The organism is Achromobacter sp. 10T422 (assembly GCF_056394065.1).
This window is the reverse complement of sequence record NZ_JBFTHD010000006.1, coordinates 15,098-33,964: the sequence shown is the minus strand read 5'-3', so window position 1 is coordinate 33,964 and position 18,867 is coordinate 15,098. Positions and strand designations below refer to the sequence as shown.

Below are 18,867 nucleotides of genomic sequence, written 5' to 3'. Positions count from 1 at the left end.
GATCTTCAATGGCCCAGATAGGCCTTCTTTACGTGGGGGTCGCTAAGCAGCTCGGCGCCAGTGCCGGTGCGCACGATGGCGCCGTTCTCCAGCACATAGCCGCGGTCGGCCAGCCGCAAGGTGCGGAATACGTTCTGCTCAACCAGCAGCACCGTCACGCCATGGGACGTGACGTTGCGGATGATGTCGAACATCTGCTGCACCAAGAGCGGCGACAGGCCTAGCGAAGGTTCATCGAACACCAGCAGCTTGGGGTCCGCCATCATGCCGCGCGCAATGGCCACCATCTGCTGCTCACCGCCCGACAACGAGCCGGCGTACTGCGACAGGCGTTCCTTCACGCGCGGAAAAATGCGCAGCACTTCGTCCAGCTTGCGCTGCACGATCGGCCGCGCGGCGCGCTTGTACGACCCCATCAACAGGTTATCTTTCACCGTGAAGTGCGGGAACAACTGGCGGCCTTCGGGAATCATGGTGATCCCGGCGTCCACGATGTCGTAGGGGTTGCGGTTGGTCAGGTCATGGCCTTCGAACTCGACCTTGCCCTGCATGGCGGGAATCACGCCGCACAGCGTCTTCAGCGTCGTGGTCTTGCCCGCGCCGTTGGCGCCGATCAGGGTCACGATTTCGCCCGCGTTGACCTCGAAGTTCAGGCCGTTGAGCACCTGGCTCTTGCCATAGCCCGACGACAGATTCGACACCTTAAGCATCCTGGTACTCCTTGCCCAAATAGGCCTCGATGACGGCGGGGTTCTCGACCACGTCCTTCGGCGCGCCGCTGACCAGCACGGCGCCTTCGTTCAGGACGATGATGCGGTCGGACAGCGCCATCGTGGCCTGCATCATGTGTTCAATCAGCAGCACCGACACGCCCGAATCTCGGATGCGGCGAATCATCTGGATCGACTTTTCAATGTCGGTGGGATTCAGCCCCGCCATCACTTCGTCCAGCAACAGAATGCGCGGCTTGATGGCCAGCGCGCGGGCAATCTCCAGACGCTTCATGCCGCCCACCGTCAGGCTGCGCGCCTCGGTGTTCAAGTACTTGACCAGGTCCGTCTGCTCGGCCACCTTCAGCGCAATCTGCTCGGCCTCGTCGCGGCTGGACGTGCGGATGAACGCGCCCAGCATGATGTTCTCAAGCACCGTCAGGCCCGTGAACGGCTTGGCGATCTGGAACGTGCGGCCCAGCCCCTTGTGCGCGAACTCGTCCGGCGTCTTGCACGTGACCCAATTGCCGTCCGCATCCAGCATCGAAATGCCGCCCTTGTCGGGCGACAAAAAGCCCGACAGCAGATTGAACACCGTGGTCTTGCCCGCGCCGTTCGGCCCGATCATGCCCAGGATTTCGTTCTGGTTCAGCGTCAGCGACACGTCGTTGGTGGCGCGCAGGCCGCCAAAACTCTTGAACAGCTTGTCGGCCTTCAGCACCGGTTGCTCGACGCGCGTGGCGTTATGCATGCGCAGCTCGTCAGCCAATTTCAGCTTCTTGCGCGGCGTGCCCAGGTAAGGCAGACGCGCCAGCATGCGTTCAATGGCAGGGCCGAACGCGCCGGCCAGACCACGCGGAATGGTCAGCACCACGGCCACCAGAATCAGGCCGTAGATCAGCCCGTGCATGCCGTTGCCCACGCTGGACAACCAGCCGCGCGCAAGCTCGGCAATTGGCAGCACCAGGAAGGTGCCCGCGATGGGGCCAGCAACGGTGCCCAGGCCGCCAATCAACGCGAACATAGCCACCTGAATCGACAGCTCCAGCGAGAACGCCGAGCTCGGGTCCACGAACGTCAGGTAGGTGATGTGGAACGTGCCGATGATGCTCGTCAGCATGGCCGACACGACCGCGGCGATGATCTTCACGCGCACCGTGGGAATGCCCACGGCCAGCGCTGCGTCTTCGCGTTCACGGATGGCGATCAGGTAGTGGCCGATGCGTGACTTGCGGACGTACCAGGACACCCACGTCACGAACAGGAACAGCCCGAACGCGATGATCACGTAGTTGAGCTTTTCGCGGAACACAATCCACGCCCAGCCGATGTTCAGCGGCAGGCTGATGCCGCTAGAACCGCCCGTCCAGCTTTCTTCGTGGATGACCAGCAGCCGCACCACTTCAAGAATGGCGATGGTGGCCAGCGCGAAGAAGGGGCCGCGCAGCCGCAGCGTGGGGTAGCTGATCAGGATGGCGACGGCCGCCGAAATCGCCGCGCCCGCCAACATGCCGAACCACGGCGAGATGCCGAAGTTCTGCGTGAGCAGCGTCGCGGTATAGCCGCCGATGCCGTAGAACACGGCATGGCCCAGCGACAGCTGCCCTGCGTAGCCGCCCACGATGTTCCAGGCCACCGACAGCGATGAAAAGACGAACAGCAGAACGAAAAGATTGGTCCAGAAAGGCGTGCCCATCACGGCGGGCACGATGAACATGACGATCAGCAGAATCAGGCTGACGTAGGCTTTGGGGCTTCTAAAGTCGGGAAACACGTCTCGCTCCTTGTGGCGTTGATCACTCGGTGCCGACGCCGAACAAACCGTTCGGACGCAGGACAAGGATCAAGAGGAAGATCCCGAAATACACGACCTCTTTCAGGTCGGGGGCGATGTAATAACCGGCCAGCGTATCGACGATGCCGATGATCATTGAACCGGCGACGGCGCCGTACAAACTGCCCAGGCCGCCCAGCACCACGATCACAAATGCCGTCAGCACGAAATACGTGCCGACGGTCGGAAACACCGGATACTGCGGCGCCAGCAGGCCGGCGGCGATGCCGACGAATGCGGTGCCCAGGCCAAAGGCGATGGCGTAGACGTTGTTCACGTTCACGCCCATCAGCGTGGCGGCATAGCGATGTTGGGCCACGGCGCGCAGCGCGCGTCCCAGGTAGGTGCGATGCATGAACAGATGCAGCAGCACGGCCAGGCTGATGCCGACCACAAAGGTGATCAACTGGCCCGTCACCATCGAGTAGTTACCGACGTCGATGGCGTTGGTGCCCAGCGCAACCGGCGCGCGATACACGTTGGCGCCGAAGATCACCAGCGCCAGATTGAGCAGGATGGTGGACACGCCCACCGTGGCGAAAATCTGAATGTGCTGGTCGGCGTTAAGCAGCGGCTGGATGATGCCCTTCTGCGTCAGCGCACCCAGCGCGAACAGAATGACGGCCACCGGAACCAGGCCCACATAAGGGTGTACGCCGAATTGCGCGGCGATCAGATAGACCAGGTACATACCGATCATCAGGAACTCGCCATGCGCAAAGTTCACGACGCGCACGACGCCGAAGATCAGTGTCAGCCCCAGACTGATGATGGTGTACGCGCCACCCAGCAACAGGCCATTGATGACCAGTTGAATGAAGATATCCATGGTGCAACCTCTTAGAGCGGGATGCCGCCCCGGCGCGGCCGCATGGAGTGCGGCTGCGCCGGGGCGCGCAAAACCCGGGAATCGTCAGGCGCCCCCGAGCGCCTGATCACTGGCGTGGCGCTTATTTCTTGAAGACAGGCTTGCCAAGTGCGAGGTTGCTGGGCGCGATGGTGACGAGCTTGCCGTCTTGCCATTGCATGACGTAGAACGTGGAAGCGTTGTTCTGCCCGTCTTCGCCAAAGTCGAAGGCCCAGCCGTTGGCCGTCTGGCCGGCGGGCTTCTTGTAGGCCATGACCGCGGCGCGGATCTTGTCCTTGTCGGTGGATTTGGCGTTGCCGATGGCTTCGAAGAAGGCCTTGGCGCCGACGTAGTTGGTCAGGCTATGGCCGGATTGCGGATCGCTCTTGTAGGTGGATTTGTAGGCTTCCAGGAACTTGTCCAGGCCCGGCGCGCCGGCCGGGTTGATGGACGATTGCGGGAAGTCCAGATCGAACACGCCGTTCATGTCGGCGCCCACCGCTTTGGCGGTATCGGCCAACGAATAGCCGCCGCCCGCGCCAATCACGACCTTGGGCTTGAAGCCTGCGGCACGCGCCTGGCTGAAGAACAGGATGGCGTCGTTCTGGTAAGCCGTTTGCAACACCACATCAACCTTGGCGCCCTTCAAGCGCAGGATGAGCGACGACAGGTCCACCGTCTTGGCCGAATACGGCAGCACTTCGGCGACCGTGTAGCCCAGCTCTTGCGCGCGCTTCTTTTCGGTCGCCGCCACGTCGGTGCCATAAGGGCCGTCTTCGTGGATGATGCCGATCTTGATGTCCTTGGGGTTCAGCCCCATGCCCGGGGCAATGGTGTCGTGCAGCGCGTTGACGACCGACACGCCGTACAGCGCCGTGTTGGGGTTGCTGCGGAACAGGTACTTGTAGCCGCGCGTCGTGATCTTGTGGGCGGTGGCGCCCAGTTCGAAGTACGGCACGCCGGCCAGTTCCGTCACGGGCGAGGCCGCGTACGAGATGCCCGATGCGTAGCTGCCAAACACGCCGACCACATTGGCTGAAATCAGGCGCTTGGTTTCCGACACGGCTTGCGTCGGGTCAACCGCGTCCGCCTTGACGATTTCAATCTTCTCTCCGTTGACGCCACCTGCAGCGTTGATCTCGTTGACGGCCAGCTCCAGGCCGCGATAGCTCTCTTGCCCCAGGAGCGCAAGCGCGCCGCTGAACGGGAAGAGGGCGCCCACTTTCATGTCGGCCGCTGCGGTGCCGCTTGCCAGTACGCCGCACACGCCCAGCGCCACAATAATCTTGTTGAACTTGAACACTGTCTTCGCTCCTTTGTCGGTTTGGGATGCGGACTGTTTTTGTGTTGTCCGTCTTTTTTAAATATATGATATATGCGCCGGTCAGGTACAAAAACCCCGAAGTGGATTCTAGTGTCGGCGGCTTCAAGCCGAATCGGGGAATTCCCTAAAGCCGCGTGAATAAAGCCTTAGCGGCCGATTTCATAGGAAATGAACCGCAATATTCCGCCAGGCGGACGGCACCTTTCGGAGGAGTCGCGTGGTGGAATTCTTACAAGAAAAAATTGGGTTTTATCATATATCGTATATGATCAAACGCGCGATTTTCCATAAAACCCAGGAGACAACAGCATGTTCGAGGAAGTCGATTTCGCCGGAAAACGGGTCCTGATCACCGCCGGTGCGGATGGTCTGGGCCTGGAGATGGCCAAGGTGTTTCATCACGCAGGCGCCACGGTTTTCGTGTGCGACGTGAATCAGGCCCGGCTGGCTGAGCTGCCTTCTGAGCTTCCCGGCGTGCATACCGCGGTGGCGGATGTGTCCGACGAAGACAGCGTGGGCGCGCTGTTTGCTGCGGTCAAGCAGGAACTGGGCGGGCTGGACATCCTGATCAACAACGCGGGCGTGGCCGGGCCGACGGGGTATGTTGAGTCCTTGTCCAAGGCCGACTGGGACCGCACGCTGGCCGTCAACATCACGGGCCAGTTCCTATGCGCGCGCCAGGCCATTCCCATGCTGAAGGAATCGAAGGCGGGCGTGATGATCAACCTGTCTTCCGCCGCCGGTCATCTGGGCTTTGCCGGACGCTCGGTGTATTCGGCGTCCAAGTGGGCGGTGATTGGTTTCACGAAGTCGCTTGCCATTGAGCTTGGCGCCCACGGCATTCGCGTCAACGCCATCCTGCCGGGCGCAGTTGAAGGCCCGCGCATCCGCGCCGTCATCGCGGCCAAGGCCGGCACGCTGGGCCGTCCCGTGGACGAGATTGCTGCGCAGTACGAGAACCAGGCCGTGCTGGGCCGCATGGTGACCGCACGCGATATCGCCAACATGGTGCTGTTCAACGCCAGCGAGGCCGCCCGCAGCGTCACGGGCCAGGCCATCGTGGTGGACGGCTTCACGCAGAAGCTCTACTGATGGCCGCCGGCAATGCGGTGCGCTGCGCCGCCATCATCGGCACGGGCCTGATCGGCCAGGGATGGGCCATCGTCTTCGCGCGCATGGGTTGGACGGTGCGCCTGTTCGATGTCAACGCCGCCATGCTGGCCGAGGCGCGTGCGCTGATTCTGCAACAGCTGCGCGAGCTGGAATCGCAAGGGCTCGTGAAGGGCGCTGACACCATCATCGAACGGGTCCACGTGGCCGCCAGCCTGGCCGACGCGGTCAAGGGCGCCCGCTACATTCAAGAGAACTCGCCTGAGAAGGTGGACGTGAAGCGCGCCTTGTTCTCGGAACTGGACGCCGTGGCCGAGCCGGACGCGATCATCGGCAGCTCAACATCGAGCATTCCCGCCAGCCAGTTCACCGAGCACCTGGCCGGGCGGCATCGCTGCCTGGTCGCGCATCCGGTGAACCCGCCGTATCTGATTCCGGTAGTGGAGCTTTGCCCCGCGCCGTGGACGGATGCCGCGGCGCTTGAGGGCGCAAGCGATGTCATGACGGACATTGGCCAGAAACCGGTTCGCGTGCGCCGTGAAATCGAAGGCTTCATTTTGAACCGCCTGCAAGGCGCGTTGCTGCACGAAGCTTTCCGGCTGGCCAAGGAAGGCATCGCCAGCGCCGAAGACATCGACACAACGGTGAAAGACGGCCTGGGATTGCGCTGGTCGTTCATGGGGCCGTTTGAAACCATCGACCTGAATGCGCCGGGCGGCATTGCCGACTATTGCGCGCGTTACGGCGGCCTGTACCAATCGATTGGCGCGGACCAAAGCGAATGCGTCGCGTGGGATGGCGCGCTGGTGGATGCCTTGGAACAGGAACGCCGCAGCCTGCTGCCGCAGGAAGACCTGGGCAAGCGCCGCTTCTGGCGCGATGAAAAACTGATGCGCTTGATGCGCCACAAACAAGAGGACGGAGACAATCATGGCTAAGCCGAAACAGAAAGTCGTCATCACCTGCGCCGTGACGGGCGCCATCCACACGCCCAGCATGTCGCCGCATCTGCCGGTCACGGCGGATGAAATTGCGGAAGCCGCCATTGGTGCGGCCAAGGCGGGCGCGGCGGTGCTGCATCTGCATGCGCGCGATCCGGAAACGGGCAAGCCGTCGCAAGACCCGGCGCTGTTCAAGCCCTTCTTGGAACGCATCAAGAACGAGACCGACGCCATCATCAACATCACCACCGGCGGTAGCCCGCACATGACGGTGGAAGAACGCATGCGCCCGGCCACGACGTTCAAGCCCGAGCTGGCGTCGCTGAATATGGGCTCGATGAACTTCGGCCTGTTCCCGATGCTGGACCGCTTCCAGGATTTCAAGCACGACTGGGAACGGGAGCATCTGGAGAACAGCCGTTCGCTGATCTTCCGTAATACCTATCAGGACATCGAATCCATTCTGACCCTGGGCAACGCCAACGGCACGCGCTTTGAGTTCGAGTGCTACGACATCAGCCACCTGTACAACCTGGCGCACTTCGTGGACCGCGGGCTGGTGAAGTCGCCGCCGTTCATCCAGTCGGTGTTTGGCATTCTGGGCGGCATCGGCCCGCATCCCGAAGACCTGATGCACATGAAGCGCACGGCCGACCGCCTGTTCGGCAACGACTATGAATGGTCGATTCTGGGCGCCGGACGCAACCAGATGCCGCTGGCCACGATTGGCGCGGCCATGGGGTCGAACGTGCGCGTGGGTCTGGAAGATTCGCTGTGGATCGGGCCGGGCCAGTTGGCGGAATCCAACCGCTCGCAGGTGGAACGCATCCGCACCATTGTGGAAGCGTTGAACCTGGAAGTGGCGACGCCTGACGAAGCGCGCGCCAAGCTCGGCCTGAAGGGCCGGGACAACGTGGCGTTCTGATCGGAAGCGGGCGGCGGGCCGGCGCGTGGGCGCCGGCTGCCGGCTGATCTCAAGCGTGGCGGCGTAGCGCCTCGGTCAGCTGGGCGACGTCCARCACGCGATCGAAGTTGGCGGCATGGCGGGCTTTCAACGTGAGTTCGGCGGCCAGTGTCAGGTCGGCGTCGCTGGGCATGTCGGCCGCGCCCAGTTCACGCAGCGTGGTGGGCAGACCGACTTGGGCGTACCACTGCGTCAGGTCGGCCAGCATGCCGTCGTTGCGTTGCTCCAGGTCAAGCTGCACCAGCAAGCCAACCGCGACTTGCAAGCCGTGCAGCGCCGTTCCCACGCCGCCGATCTTGGGCAACCCGCGCGTCAGGGCATGCGCAATGGACAGGCCACCGCTTTCAAAACCGAGACCGCTCATGAGGATCATCGCTTCCACCACGCGTTCGAATGCGGGCGTGGGTTCGCCGGTGCCGGCCGCCGCCACGGCGTCCACGCCATCGGCCAGCAGCGTGCGCAGGCAGCCGTCGGCAATCAGCTGCGCCGACAGCAGGGGCGCGCCGTCATACATGTTCTTGCCGCCGTTGCGCTGGCATTGCTCGGCTTCGAATTTCTTCGACACCGCATCGCCCAGGCCGGCTCGGAAGAAGTGCACGGGCGCGGTCGCGATGATGGCCGTGTCCACCAGCACGATCGTGGGATTGAACAGCATGTGTTCTACCGCCAGGAGGTTGTGATGGGCGTCGTACAGCACGTAGTTCTTGCTGGTGGGCGCGTCGTTGGAGGCCACCGTCGGCACCGTGATCAGGTGGCAATGCGACGACTTCGCCACCGCCTTGCCTGCATCCAGCGACTTGCCGCCGCCCACTGCAATCACCATGTCGATGCCGGCGGGCGCGGCCTGCGCGCGCAGCTCGGCAATCAGTTCAGGCGTCAGGTCGCCATCAACGATCAAGGGCGTCAGCGCCACATTGTGTTCGGCGCACAGGCTTTCGATTCTGGACCCCAACACGCCATGCACGTAGCGGTCGATGACCAGGGCGGCGCGTTGTCCGAACAGGGCGGCGTACTGGCCCAGGGTGTCCAGGGCGCCCGCTCCCTGTATGTAGCGGCAGGGAGCGCCAAAAATCTTCAGCATGAAGTCTTCCTATTTGCGTGGCACGGGAGGGCGGTAGTCGAGCTCTTTTTCGCGTTCGACCAACCAGTCGATCATGATCTTGCCGCCCCAGACCAGATCGGCCTGGATGGCGCTGCGCGCGGCTTCGGAGTCGCGTGCTTCCAATGCTTCAAGCACGGCTTCGTGGCGGTGTTCGTTTTCGGAATAGTCCAGCCCGGCGGTCTTGATGTGGAACACCTTGAGGATAGGGCCGGTGATGACCCAGAACGATTCCACGGTGCTGCGCAAGATGGGCTTGTTGCTGGCTTCCAGAATGCCGAAGTGGAACTTGCGGTTCAGGTAGCTGGCGCGCTTGGGGTCAGTCGACGTGCAGGAAATGAAATCCTTTTGCAGCGCGATCAGGTTGTCCAGCTGCTTGCGCGTGATGTTCTGCGCGGCTTCAGCCGCGCCCATGCCTTCGAGATGGAACCGGATCTGCTGGATCTCGCGCAATTTTTCCGAATTCACGTACGGCACATAGACGGCCGTGGCCGCCTGCATTTCCAGGCCTTGTTCGCTGATGAGACGGAAGATGGCTTCGCGTACGGGCGTGATCGACACGCCCATTTCCTGAGCCAGTTCGCCAATGATCAGGCGTTCTCCGGGTTCGTACTGCCCGTTGATCAGGGCATTGCGGATTTCGTTGTAGACCCTGACGGAGAGGTTCTCTTTCTTGACCGGTTTGAGGCTGGGCATGACGTTTCGGAGCTTGCTGTATGAGGGGAACGGGTGAATCCGGGATGAATTCTAGCCCGCCATAGCCAATCCGAGCACAATGGGTATATTATATATCATATATCCTAACGAAGAAAGGACGCGCCATGCGCCACAACCAGGAGGCCCCCACCGAGGGGGAAGTCGGGATGCTGCGGGAAAAGGCCCGCTACATCCGGCTGGAGACAATCAGACTGATCGAAATCGCCAAGGTCGGGCACTACAGCTCGGTGTTCTCGTGCGCCGAGATTTTTGCGTCGCTGTACTACGACGTGATGCGCTTGCGTCCGGGCGAGCCGCAGTGGCCGGATCGCGACCGCTTCCTGATGGGCAAAGGGCACGCCGCTGTCGGCCTGTTCCCGGTGCTGGCCGATCACGGCTTCATCGACCGCGAACTGCTTGACGGCTACACGCGCCTCGGCAGCCCGCTGGGCGACCACCCCGACATGAGCAAGGTGCCGGGCGTGGACTTCAGCTCGGGCTCCATCGGGCATGCGCTGTCCAACGGCGTCGGCATGGCCGTGGGCGGGCGCATGAGCCAGCGCGACTTCAATGTCTTCGTCATGCTGGGCGACGGCGAGATGCAGGAGGGGCAGGTTTGGGAAGCGGCGCTCTTTGCCGCGCACAACCGGCTGTCGCGGCTGATCGCCATCATCGACCGCAATGGCTACCAGCTGGACGGCAAGGTGGATGACGTGATGGGCGTCGAATCGCTAAAGGAAAAGTGGCAGGCCTTCGGCTGGGACGTGCATGAAGTGGACGGCCATGACTTGCACGCGCTGACCGCCTTGCTGCGCCGCCTGCGCGCGGACGACACACGCGACAAGCCCGCCTGCGTCATCGCCAAGACCATCAAGGGCAAGGGCGTTTCCTATATGGAAACCGAGCCGGGCTGGCACTTGGGCTATCTGGCGCCGCAAGACGCGCAAAGCGCCGTCGACGAAATTCTTTCCCGCGAGATCTGAATGGCACAGGCACAAGTTCTCTCTCCTGACTCCTGGCAGTACCGCGCCCTGAATGCGGTGAACCCCGGGCTGTCCTATCTTTCCGATGCGCTGATCGAATTGGCGCAAGCCGGGCACCCGGTTGTGGCGGGCTCGGCCGACCTGCAATATTCCAACGGCCTGAACCGTTTCGCGCAGGCCTATCCCGACCGCTACATCCAGTTCGGCATTTCGGAACAGAACATGGTGTCGGCCGCGGCCGGCCTGGCCACCACCGGCATGATGCCGTTCGTCGCCACCTTTGCGTCCTTCCTGGGCCTGTTGTGCTGCGAACAGATCCGCATGGACGTGGCCTACACCAAGCTGCCCGTCCGGCTCATCGGCCACCACACCGGCATCAGCCTGGGCTTTTACGGCACGTCGCACCACGCCACCGAAGACATCTCGACGATGCGCGCGTTGGCGGGCCTGACGGTGGTGTCGCCCGCCGACGGCCCGCAACTGGCCTCGGCCATCAAGGCATCCGTCAACTGGCCTGAACCGATCTACTTCCGCATCGGCCGCGGCCGCGATCCGCAGGTGTATGAAGACGGCGCGCCATTCGAATTCGGCCGCGCCATCGTGCATTCAACCGGCAGCGACCTGAACATCATTGCTTGCGGCATCACCTTGCACGCCGCGTTGGCAGCCGCCGAGCAATTGCGAGAAGAGGGCTTGTCGGTGGGCGTCATCGACATGCCCACCATCAAGCCGCTGGACCGCGACGCCGTGCTGGCCGCCGCTGGCCAGTCCCGTCTGATGATGACGGTGGAAGAACACAACGTATTGGGCGGGCTGGGCTCGGCCGTGGCTGAAGTGTTGACGGATGCCGGCACCGGCACCCGTCTGCGCCGCCACGGCATCTATGATGAGTACAGCCTGATCGCGCCGCCCACTACCTTGTACGCCCACTACCAGCTTGACGCCGCCGGCATTGGCGACGTGGCGCGAGCTCTGATCAAGTCCTGATACGACCCCAACATCCCGGAGACCCCATGAAGGAAATCAGCGGAAACACCCGCCTGTTCGGCATCCTGGCCGACCCCATCCATCACGTGAAGACGCCGCAGCGCTTGAATGAGCTGTTCGACAAGCTGGGCTTTGACGGCGTGTGCGTGCCCTTTCACGCGCGGCCCGACAATCTGGCCGACGTCGTCAACGGCCTGCGCCGGCTGGAAAACCTGGGTGGCGTCATCGTCACCATGCCGCACAAGACGGCCATCCTGGACCTCGTTGACGAGGTGACGCCCGTCGCGCAAAAAATCGGTGCGGCCAATGTGGTGCGCCGCGATGCCGATGGCCGGCTGACGGCGCATATGCTGGACGGCGAAGGCTTCGTGCGCGGCTTGTTGACGGCTGGCGTCACGGTGCAAGGCAAGCGCGCGTATCTGGCGGGCGCCGGCGGCGCGGCCAACGCCATCGGCTTTGCACTCGTTCAGGCGGGCGTGTCGCACCTGACGATTGCCAACCGCACCCCGGCCAAGGCCGAAGACCTGAAGGCGCGCATTTTGTCGCTGCATCCCGATGCCGATATCTCGGTGGGCACGCCCGACCCGTCGGGCCATGACCTCGTCGTCAACGGCACTTCGCTGGGCATGAAGGAAGGCGATGCGCTGCCGCTGGACACCGCGCGTCTGACGCCGGACCAACTGGTGTGCGAAGTCATCATGCAGCCGAAAGACACCGCGCTGCTGCTGGCCGCGCAAGCCAAGGGCTGCAAGGTTCACTACGGCGCGCCGATGCTGGCCTGCCAGATTGAATTGATGGCCGAGATGCTGGGCGTGACGTCCGCCAAGTAGCCATGCAGCCAACATCAGGATTCGGTGAATAGCGATGGCGGATTACGACTTCATTATTGCGGGCGGCGGCACGGCGGGCTGCATTCTGGCCAACCGGCTCAGCGCCGATGGCAAGCATCGGGTGCTGATGTTGGAAGCCGGGCAAGAGGCGCGCAGCATGTGGATCGGCATCCCGGCAGGCTTTTCCAAGCTGCTGGTGAACCCCGACTACAACTGGCGCTTCGTAACCGAGCCGGAAGACAACGTGTATGGCCGCACCATCGCCGTGCCGCGCGGCAAGGGCGTGGGCGGATCAACGCTGATCAACGGCATGATTTACGTGCGCGGCCAGCCTCAGGATTACGACGGCTGGGAAGCGGCGGGCGCGACCGGCTGGGGGCATGCGCAGGCCGAGCGCCTGTTCCGCAAGATCGAACATTACGATGCAGGCGGTGACACGCGCGGCAAGAATGGCCCCATGCATCTTGAGGAAGTGGCCGAGCGCTTTCCCGTATCCGACGCGTTTCTGCGCGCCGCGCAGGAAGACGGCCAGCCCTTGAACGCCGACTACAACAGCGGCAACCAGGAAGGCGTGGGCTACTACCAGGTGCTGCAGCATCGTGGACGCCGCTGGAGCGTGGTGGACGGCTACATGAAGCCCGCCGCCGGACGCAAGAACCTTAGCGTCGAGTGCGGCGCGCATGTGACGCGGCTGGTGTTCGAAGGCAAGCGCTGCGTGGGCGTCACGTTCCGCCAGAACGGGCAGGAGCACACGGTGCGCGCGCGCCGCGAAACGGTGCTGTGCATGGGCGCCGTGCAATCGCCGCAGCTGCTTGAGCTGTCCGGCGTGGGCAACCCCGCGCTGCTGCAATCGTTCAATATTCCGGTGGTGCATGCGCAGCCGCAGGTGGGCGAGAACTATATCGACCACTTCGCCACGCGCATGAATTGGCGCGTGAAAAACACGGTGACCTTGAACGAGATGTCGCGCGGCTGGCGGCTGGCGCAACAGGTGGCGCGCTACTACACGCGTCACACCGGCATTCTGACGCTAGGCACGGGGCTCGTTCATGGCTTTGTCAAAAGCGCGCCGGGCCTGCCCACGCCAGACGTGCAATTCTTCTTTGTGCACGCCAGCTACGCCAACGCCGCCGAGCGCATCCTGGACCGGCATCCGGGCATGACGATCGGGGTGGCGCAGTTGCGGCCGGAATCGGTGGGTTCCATCCATCTGAAGTCGGCGGACCCGCTGGCTGGCCCGTCGATCCGCCCGAACTTCCTGTCGGCGCAGATCGACCGCGACAGTCTCGTGGGCGGCATGAAAGCCGCACGCCGTATCGTGGGGCAGCCCGCCATGCAACGCTATATCGAAGCCGAAGTCAGCCCGGGCGCAGCGGTTGAAAGCGACGAGCAATGGTTGGAGTTTGCGCGCCGTAACGGCCAGACCATCTATCACCCGATCGGCACCTGCCGCATGGGGTCGGACGCGGCCGCCGTAACGGACGTCAGGCTGCGTGTGAATGGCGTGACAGGCTTGCGCGTGGTGGACGCATCGGTGATGCCGAAGATGGTGTCCGGCAACACGCAGGCCGCCGTCATGATGGTGGCCGAGCGCGGCGCGGAAATGATCCTGGAAGACGCTGCGGCAGCGTGACCGGGCATGAAGCAAAGCGCGCAAGGCCGGCTGGCCTTGCGCGCTTTTTTTCAGCCAATCAACATCAGCGAATCAAAAACCCCGCACCCACCGGGTCGTTGCGGTCGATCACCCAGCGTGCCGTGCCCAGAATGCTGGCCGTGCCTTTCACCGTGGGGCGCACGGCGCGCGTGCCGTTCAGGTCCACTTCACCCAGAAGGCAGCCTTCGAACGTGCCACTGCCCAACAAGCCTTCCGACTTGATCGGCTGGTTCAGGCCCATCTTTCCGCGCGCCTCGAACATGGCCATCATGGCGCTGGTGCCGGTGCCCCCAGGCGAGCGGTCCAACTGGCCGGCGCTGAACACGTGCACGTTCTTGTAGAACGCGCCTTCAATCGTCGGCTGGTGCCAGAACGTGATGAAGTTCAGGTTGTTGATGTGCGCTTGGGTCGGATGCTGGATGCGGTGGCGCGCGTTCAACTGATCACGCACGATCAAGCCCATGCGCGACAGCTCGGTGCCGTTGTCTGGCGAGATTCGCAGATCGCAGCCCGACAAGTCGACGATGCCAAAGTAGTTGCCGCCCCAGACGATGTCGGCCGACAGCTTGCCATAGCCCGGCAGTTCCACCGGGATGTCTTGCGCAGCCACATAGGCCGGCACGTTCTCAAAGCGCGTCCACAACACGTTGTCGCCTTCGGACGCCACTTCTGACACCACGAGCCCGGCCGTGGTTTCAAAGCGGATTTTCGTGATGCCGTCCTTGCCGCGGGCAACCAGGCCATTGGCCACCATCGCCATGCTGACCGCAATGGTGCCGTGGCCGCACATATGCGAATACTCGGTGCCGTCGATGTAGATCAGGCCCGCATCGAACTCGGGGCTGGACGGCGGCGTGAGGAACACGCCAAACATGTCTTTGTGGCCGCGCGGTTCGCGCATCAGCGCTTGGCGCAGCCAGTCGTAGTTCTGCTCCAGAAAGGCCCGTTTTTCCAGGATGGTTGACCCGGCGGGGTAGGGGATGCCGCTATGCACGATGCACAGGGGCTCGCCTTCGGTATGGGTATAGATGACATCGAACGCGTCTTGCTTGCGCATGACTGTGGCTCCAGACTAAGTAGGATGAAGGGGAAAAGCGGAAGGAGGGAAACTATTTGCCGCGTTCGGACAGCATGTCCAACCCGACGGTCAAATCCAGAATGACGATAGCGATCACCGCAACCACAATCGTGGCGCCCGATACGGCTGCGATGGTCGGATCAATCGTGTACTGCACATAGTTGAAAAGTTTGACGGGGATGGTGTTCAGGTCCGCCGTGGTGTTGAAGATGGAAAGCTCCACGTTGATCCACGATGAGATGAACGCAAAGATGGAACCGGTGACGATGCCGGGGCGGATCTGCGGCAGTACCACCAGGAAGAACGTGGTCCAGGGATTAGCGCCCAGATCGGCAGACGCTTCTTCCAGCGCGCGCTGCTCGGGCGTCAACAACGTCAACGTCGACCGCAGCACAAACGGCGCGATGATGACGATGTGCCCGATCAACAGCGACAGGAAGCTGCGCGTCAAACCGAAATACGCGCCGTACTGCAATAGCGCCGCGCCCAGCACGATGTGCGGCAGCACCAGCGGCGACATCAGCACCGACGTCAACGCCGCCTTGCCCGGGAATTCGTAGCGCGCCACCGCCAGCGCGGCCGGCACGGTCAGCAGCACCGCCACGATGGTTGCCGCCAGCGCCAGCACCGTGCTGGTCGTGAACGCCGCCACATAGCCGGCTTCGACCAACAGCGTGCGGTACCACTCCAGCGTCCAGCCTTGCGGCGGAAACGCCAGGTACGGCGTGGCCGTGAAGGACGAACCCAGGATCACGATCAGCGGCAGGGCCAGGTACGCCAGCACTGCCAGCGCGATCAGGCGGATCAGATGGCGGGCGATCATCGCGCGGCTCCGGGCAAGGTGGCGGCGCGGTTGGCCAGCGCCACCAGGATCAGGGTGAAGACCAGCAGCACCATGCTCAGCGCGCCGCCGTAATGGAAGTCGAACACCGAGCTGTATTGCTGGAAGATCAGCATGGACAGCACCGAGATGCGGCCGCCCGACAGCAGCGCCGGTGTCACGTACGCGCTGACCGCCAGCGTGAAGACGATGATGGCGCCGGACACCACGCCGGGCAGGGTCAGCGGCCAGGTGATATGAAAGAACGTCGCGGCGGGGCTGGCGCCCAGGTCGGCAGACGCGTGTTCGCACGCCGGGTCCACGCGCGCCAGCGCATTGCCTACGGCCAGCACCACGAACGGCAGCAGCACATAGACCATGCCAATCAAAATGCCCAGCTCGGTGCCGATGAAGCGCACGGGGCGGTCGGCCGCGCCCACGCCCACCAGCGCCTGGTTGACCAGGCCATTACGGCCCAACAGCACCATCCAGCCAAAGGCGCGCACGATGTTGCTGGTGAACAGCGGCACGACCAGCAAGATGACGCAGAAGCGCCGCCACGCCTGCCAGCGCACCACGCGCACCAGATACCAAGCCAGCGGATAGCCCAGGATCACGCAGACGACCGTCGTGAAGAACGCCAGGCGGAAGGTCACCAGGATCACGTCCCAGTGGTATTGGTCGGCCAGCACACGCGTGTACTGCTGCAAGGTCAGCGTGGCGCCATCCGGGCCGCCCGTGATACTGGCCAACGCCACCACCGCCAACGGCGCCAGGAAGAAGGCTGCAAAAAACAGCACGAGGGCCGCCAGCAGCAGGCCGGGTGAGAGCCAAGCGCGCCGGTTCATGGCTGTTCACCAATCAGGTGCAGGTGTTCGGGCGCGAACGCCAGGCTCACGGTGGCTCCTGTCCGCAAGCCCGACGGCGCGATGCCGCCATGGCGCGCCACGACCGTCTGGCTGCCGATGTCGACGTGGATCATGCTGTGGCTGCCCACGTTGATGACGTCGGTGACGGTGCCCGTCAATACGCAGCCGGCCTGGCCGTCGCTCAAGCGCAGATCTTCCGGGCGCAGCACCGCCACGCCGCGCGCCAAGGCGGGTGCGGCGGCTAGTGGCACGCGCAGGCCCTGCACGTCCAGCCGCAGCGCGTTGCTGTCTGCCGCGGTGAACGCCATGAAGTTTGCATCGCCGATGAATTCGGCGACGAAGCGGGTCGCGGGCTGGCGATAAATATCCGTGCCCGCGCCCACCTGTTCGATACGGCCGGCATGCATGACGACGACGCGGTCGGCCATGGTCATGGCCTCTTCCTGGTCGTGGGTGACGAAGATGAATGCGATGCCCAGCTTGGCTTGCAGATGCTTGAGCTCCAGCTGCATGCGCTTGCGCAGCTTCAAATCGAGCGCAGACAGGGGTTCGTCCAGCAACAGCAGCTTGGGCTGATTCACGATGGCGCGCGCCAGCGCCACGCGCTGCTGTTGGCCGCCAGACATTTCTCGGGGGTAGCGCGGGCCGAAGTCCGCCAGCCCCACCATGTCGAGCGCTGCGCGCGCTCGTTCAGCGGCCTCGGCTTTGGATGCGCCTTGGCGCCGCGGGCCATAGGCCACATTTTCCAGCACGGTCATGTGCGGAAACAGCGCGTAGTTCTGGAAGACCGTGTTCAGCGGGCGGTGGTGCGCGGCCAAGCGGCTGATGTCCTGGCCATCGATCAGAATGCGGCCCGATTCCGGTTTCAGAAAGCCGGCAATCGAGCGCAGCAAGGTCGTCTTGCCGCAACCGCTGGGCCCCAGCAGGGCCACGAATTCTCCCTGCTGGATGTCCAGGTCGATATGGTCCAGCGCCTGGTAGGCGCCAAAGCGCATCGACACGCCTTCAATGGTGAGCAAAGCAGACATGGTCGACCCCGGCCTAGCGCTTGCGGGCAACCTGGCGGTTCCACGCGTCGGTCACTTCAGCGCGGCGGCTGTTGATGAGGTTCCAATCGAACAGGCTCAAGTTCTTGACCGAGCCTTCAGCACCCCACGGCAGCTTGCGGGCTACGTCCTGGGACACCTGCACGTCTTTGACGGCGGGGCCCAGATACAAGCGCGTGGCCAGGCACGCCGCGGCATCAGGGGTCAATGCGGTATTGATGAATTGCTTGGCGGCGGCCGCGTTGGGCGCGCCCTTGACCAGATGCAGGCGAGCGTCGGTGGCCCACGCGCCTTCCTTGGGAACGGCAAAGCCGATGGGCAGCCCCTTGTCGATCAAGTCCCATGCGCCCACGTTGAAATGCGCGCCAATGATGGCTTCGCCGCTTTGATAGGCGTTGCTGGCTGCGCCCGAGCTATCGAAGAACAAGGCCGTGTCCAGCGAGGCCAGCTTGGTGTAGAGCGGCGCCAGGTTGGAGGGGTCGATGGCGAAGACGCGGGCAAGGAAGAAGATGAACGGCACGCCGGACGAATTCGCAGGCGAGGGCACGGCGACGGCGCCGGCGTACTCAGGCTTCCACAGGTCTTTCCAGCTGGTCGGCGCTTGCGGCACTTCCTTGGTGTTGTAGGTGATGCCCAGCGAGTAATAGCCGGTGCTGACGGCATAGGCCGCATCGCCATTGCGGTACACGCCTTGGTCGATGACGTTTTTCAGATTCGGTATCGTGGCGGGTTCCAGCGTGTCCAGCACGCCCGCCTGCGCGGCCAGTTCGCTGATGCCGCCGTCCATCCACGCGACGTCGATCGTCGGCGCGTTCTTCTGCTGTTGCAGCTTGGCCAGCGTGGTGGTCGACGTGCCCACTTCCGGCACCACGGTGACGCCCGTGGCCTGGGTGTAGGGGTCGGCGACGCAGGCGCGGAAGGCGTCGCCCCAATTGCCGCCATACCAGGCGACGGTGATCTTCTGCTGCTGCGCCATCGCTGGCGTGGCCAGCAATAGCCCGGCGCCCAGCAAGGCGGCGCCCAGTGCGCTGCGGTTCGGTGTTGCCATGTCGGATTCCCCTTGTCGATTTATTGG

At 63.4% G+C, this 18,867-nt stretch carries 18 protein-coding genes; 7 read left to right on the top strand and 11 right to left on the bottom strand.

Going from position 1 to position 18,867, the window contains the following annotated elements:
• Positions 1-5 precede the first annotated feature (5 nt).
• The 4 genes from AC1DB0_RS16580 to AC1DB0_RS16565 form a co-directional block, all read right to left on the bottom strand.
• On the bottom strand, positions 6-710 hold the full coding sequence (locus AC1DB0_RS16580; protein WP_054427905.1) for an ABC transporter ATP-binding protein: 705 nt from the start codon (positions 708-710) through the stop codon (positions 6-8).
• Positions 703-2,484, bottom strand: coding sequence for a branched-chain amino acid ABC transporter ATP-binding protein/permease (locus AC1DB0_RS16575; RefSeq protein WP_054427904.1), 1,782 nt, complete (start codon positions 2,482-2,484; stop codon positions 703-705). The genes AC1DB0_RS16580 and AC1DB0_RS16575 overlap by 8 nt, the downstream gene beginning before the upstream one ends.
• 22 nt (positions 2,485-2,506) lie before the next feature.
• Positions 2,507-3,373 carry a branched-chain amino acid ABC transporter permease gene (locus AC1DB0_RS16570; protein ID WP_175171498.1) on the bottom strand — a complete coding sequence of 289 codons (867 nt, stop codon included), beginning with the start codon at positions 3,371-3,373 and terminating at the stop codon, positions 2,507-2,509.
• A 121-nt stretch (positions 3,374-3,494) separates the two neighbouring features.
• Positions 3,495-4,694, bottom strand: coding sequence for an ABC transporter substrate-binding protein (locus AC1DB0_RS16565; RefSeq protein WP_175171499.1), 1,200 nt, complete (start codon positions 4,692-4,694; stop codon positions 3,495-3,497).
• A gap of 330 nt (positions 4,695-5,024) precedes the next feature.
• Between AC1DB0_RS16565 and AC1DB0_RS16560 the strand changes: the two genes are divergently transcribed.
• Genes AC1DB0_RS16560 through kce form a run of 3 tightly spaced genes read left to right on the top strand, consistent with a single transcriptional unit; the run spans position 5,025 to position 7,691 of the window.
• The gene (locus tag AC1DB0_RS16560; protein WP_476758041.1) at positions 5,025-5,807 is read left to right on the top strand and encodes an SDR family oxidoreductase; all 783 of its coding nucleotides are present in this window, start codon (positions 5,025-5,027) and stop codon (positions 5,805-5,807) included.
• Positions 5,807-6,763, top strand: a complete 957-nt coding sequence (locus tag AC1DB0_RS16555) for a 3-hydroxyacyl-CoA dehydrogenase (protein ID WP_054427901.1) — start codon at positions 5,807-5,809, stop codon at positions 6,761-6,763. The genes AC1DB0_RS16560 and AC1DB0_RS16555 overlap by 1 nt, the downstream gene beginning before the upstream one ends.
• Positions 6,756-7,691, top strand: a complete 936-nt coding sequence (gene kce / locus AC1DB0_RS16550; protein ID WP_054427900.1) for a 3,5-dioxohexanoate:acetyl-CoA acetone transferase — start codon at positions 6,756-6,758, stop codon at positions 7,689-7,691. Before AC1DB0_RS16555 ends, kce begins: the two co-directional genes overlap by 8 nt.
• A gap of 49 nt (positions 7,692-7,740) precedes the next feature.
• Here the strand turns inward: kce and AC1DB0_RS16545 are convergent, their stop codons facing one another.
• Together AC1DB0_RS16545 and AC1DB0_RS16540 are read right to left on the bottom strand one after the other, a co-directional pair.
• Positions 7,741-8,811: a glycerol dehydrogenase gene (locus tag AC1DB0_RS16545; RefSeq protein ID WP_054427899.1), complete on the bottom strand. Its 1,071-nt coding sequence runs from the start codon at positions 8,809-8,811 to the stop codon at positions 7,741-7,743.
• Between the two features lie 9 nt (positions 8,812-8,820).
• Positions 8,821-9,525, bottom strand: coding sequence for a GntR family transcriptional regulator (locus tag AC1DB0_RS16540; protein ID WP_054427898.1), 705 nt, complete (start codon positions 9,523-9,525; stop codon positions 8,821-8,823).
• 125 nt (positions 9,526-9,650) lie between these two features.
• Here AC1DB0_RS16540 and AC1DB0_RS16535 point away from each other — a divergent pair, with 125 nt between their 5' ends.
• From AC1DB0_RS16535 to AC1DB0_RS16520, 4 genes are read left to right on the top strand one after another with little or no spacing between them, the layout of a single operon-like run.
• Positions 9,651-10,508: a transketolase gene (locus tag AC1DB0_RS16535; RefSeq protein WP_476758042.1), complete on the top strand. Its 858-nt coding sequence runs from the start codon at positions 9,651-9,653 to the stop codon at positions 10,506-10,508.
• Entirely contained in the window at positions 10,509-11,495 is a 987-nt protein-coding gene (locus AC1DB0_RS16530) for a transketolase family protein (protein WP_054427896.1), read from the top strand.
• A gap of 26 nt (positions 11,496-11,521) precedes the next feature.
• A complete protein-coding gene (locus AC1DB0_RS16525; RefSeq protein WP_054427895.1) occupies positions 11,522-12,325 on the top strand; it encodes a shikimate dehydrogenase family protein in 804 nt (267 codons plus the stop codon).
• A gap of 34 nt (positions 12,326-12,359) precedes the next feature.
• A complete protein-coding gene (locus AC1DB0_RS16520) occupies positions 12,360-13,958 on the top strand; it encodes a GMC family oxidoreductase (RefSeq protein ID WP_476758043.1) in 1,599 nt (532 codons plus the stop codon).
• Between the two features lie 64 nt (positions 13,959-14,022).
• Here AC1DB0_RS16520 and AC1DB0_RS16515 read toward each other — a convergent pair whose 3' ends face one another.
• The 5 genes from AC1DB0_RS16515 to AC1DB0_RS16495 are packed head-to-tail and all read right to left on the bottom strand — an operon-like array spanning position 14,023 to position 18,840.
• Positions 14,023-15,036, bottom strand: a complete 1,014-nt coding sequence (locus AC1DB0_RS16515) for a proline racemase family protein (protein ID WP_441372142.1) — start codon at positions 15,034-15,036, stop codon at positions 14,023-14,025.
• Positions 15,037-15,088: 52 nt separating this feature from the next.
• A complete protein-coding gene (locus AC1DB0_RS16510; protein WP_175171504.1) occupies positions 15,089-15,880 on the bottom strand; it encodes an ABC transporter permease in 792 nt (263 codons plus the stop codon).
• Positions 15,877-16,725, bottom strand: a complete 849-nt coding sequence (locus tag AC1DB0_RS16505; RefSeq protein WP_476758044.1) for an ABC transporter permease — start codon at positions 16,723-16,725, stop codon at positions 15,877-15,879. Before AC1DB0_RS16505 ends, AC1DB0_RS16510 begins: the two co-directional genes overlap by 4 nt.
• Positions 16,722-17,774, bottom strand: a complete 1,053-nt coding sequence (locus tag AC1DB0_RS16500; RefSeq protein WP_346553408.1) for an ABC transporter ATP-binding protein — start codon at positions 17,772-17,774, stop codon at positions 16,722-16,724. The genes AC1DB0_RS16505 and AC1DB0_RS16500 overlap by 4 nt, the downstream gene beginning before the upstream one ends.
• Positions 17,775-17,787: 13 nt before the next feature.
• Positions 17,788-18,840 carry an ABC transporter substrate-binding protein gene (locus AC1DB0_RS16495; RefSeq protein WP_476758045.1) on the bottom strand — a complete coding sequence of 351 codons (1,053 nt, stop codon included), beginning with the start codon at positions 18,838-18,840 and terminating at the stop codon, positions 17,788-17,790.
• Between the last annotated feature and the right edge of the window lie 27 nt (positions 18,841-18,867).

Bases quoted from the DNA above. Each gene is read 5' to 3' on its own strand.
- AC1DB0_RS16580 (WP_054427905.1), bottom strand. From the start codon at position 710: ATGCTTAAGGTGTCGAATCTGTCGTCGGGCTATGGCAAGAGCCAGGTG.
- AC1DB0_RS16570 (WP_175171498.1), bottom strand. From the start codon at position 3,373: ATGGATATCTTCATTCAACTGGTCATCAATGGCCTGTTGCTGGGTGGC.
- AC1DB0_RS16560 (WP_476758041.1), top strand. From the start codon at position 5,025: ATGTTCGAGGAAGTCGATTTCGCCGGAAAACGGGTCCTGATCACCGCC.
- AC1DB0_RS16555 (WP_054427901.1), top strand. From the start codon at position 5,807: ATGGCCGCCGGCAATGCGGTGCGCTGCGCCGCCATCATCGGCACGGGC.
- kce (WP_054427900.1), top strand. From the start codon at position 6,756: ATGGCTAAGCCGAAACAGAAAGTCGTCATCACCTGCGCCGTGACGGGC.
- AC1DB0_RS16540 (WP_054427898.1), bottom strand. From the start codon at position 9,525: ATGCCCAGCCTCAAACCGGTCAAGAAAGAGAACCTCTCCGTCAGGGTC.
- AC1DB0_RS16535 (WP_476758042.1), top strand. From the start codon at position 9,651: ATGCGCCACAACCAGGAGGCCCCCACCGAGGGGGAAGTCGGGATGCTG.
- AC1DB0_RS16530 (WP_054427896.1), top strand. From the start codon at position 10,509: ATGGCACAGGCACAAGTTCTCTCTCCTGACTCCTGGCAGTACCGCGCC.
- AC1DB0_RS16525 (WP_054427895.1), top strand. From the start codon at position 11,522: ATGAAGGAAATCAGCGGAAACACCCGCCTGTTCGGCATCCTGGCCGAC.
- AC1DB0_RS16520 (WP_476758043.1), top strand. From the start codon at position 12,360: ATGGCGGATTACGACTTCATTATTGCGGGCGGCGGCACGGCGGGCTGC.
- AC1DB0_RS16515 (WP_441372142.1), bottom strand. From the start codon at position 15,036: ATGCGCAAGCAAGACGCGTTCGATGTCATCTATACCCATACCGAAGGC.
- AC1DB0_RS16510 (WP_175171504.1), bottom strand. From the start codon at position 15,880: ATGATCGCCCGCCATCTGATCCGCCTGATCGCGCTGGCAGTGCTGGCG.
- AC1DB0_RS16505 (WP_476758044.1), bottom strand. From the start codon at position 16,725: ATGAACCGGCGCGCTTGGCTCTCACCCGGCCTGCTGCTGGCGGCCCTC.
- AC1DB0_RS16500 (WP_346553408.1), bottom strand. From the start codon at position 17,774: ATGTCTGCTTTGCTCACCATTGAAGGCGTGTCGATGCGCTTTGGCGCC.
- AC1DB0_RS16495 (WP_476758045.1), bottom strand. From the start codon at position 18,840: ATGGCAACACCGAACCGCAGCGCACTGGGCGCCGCCTTGCTGGGCGCC.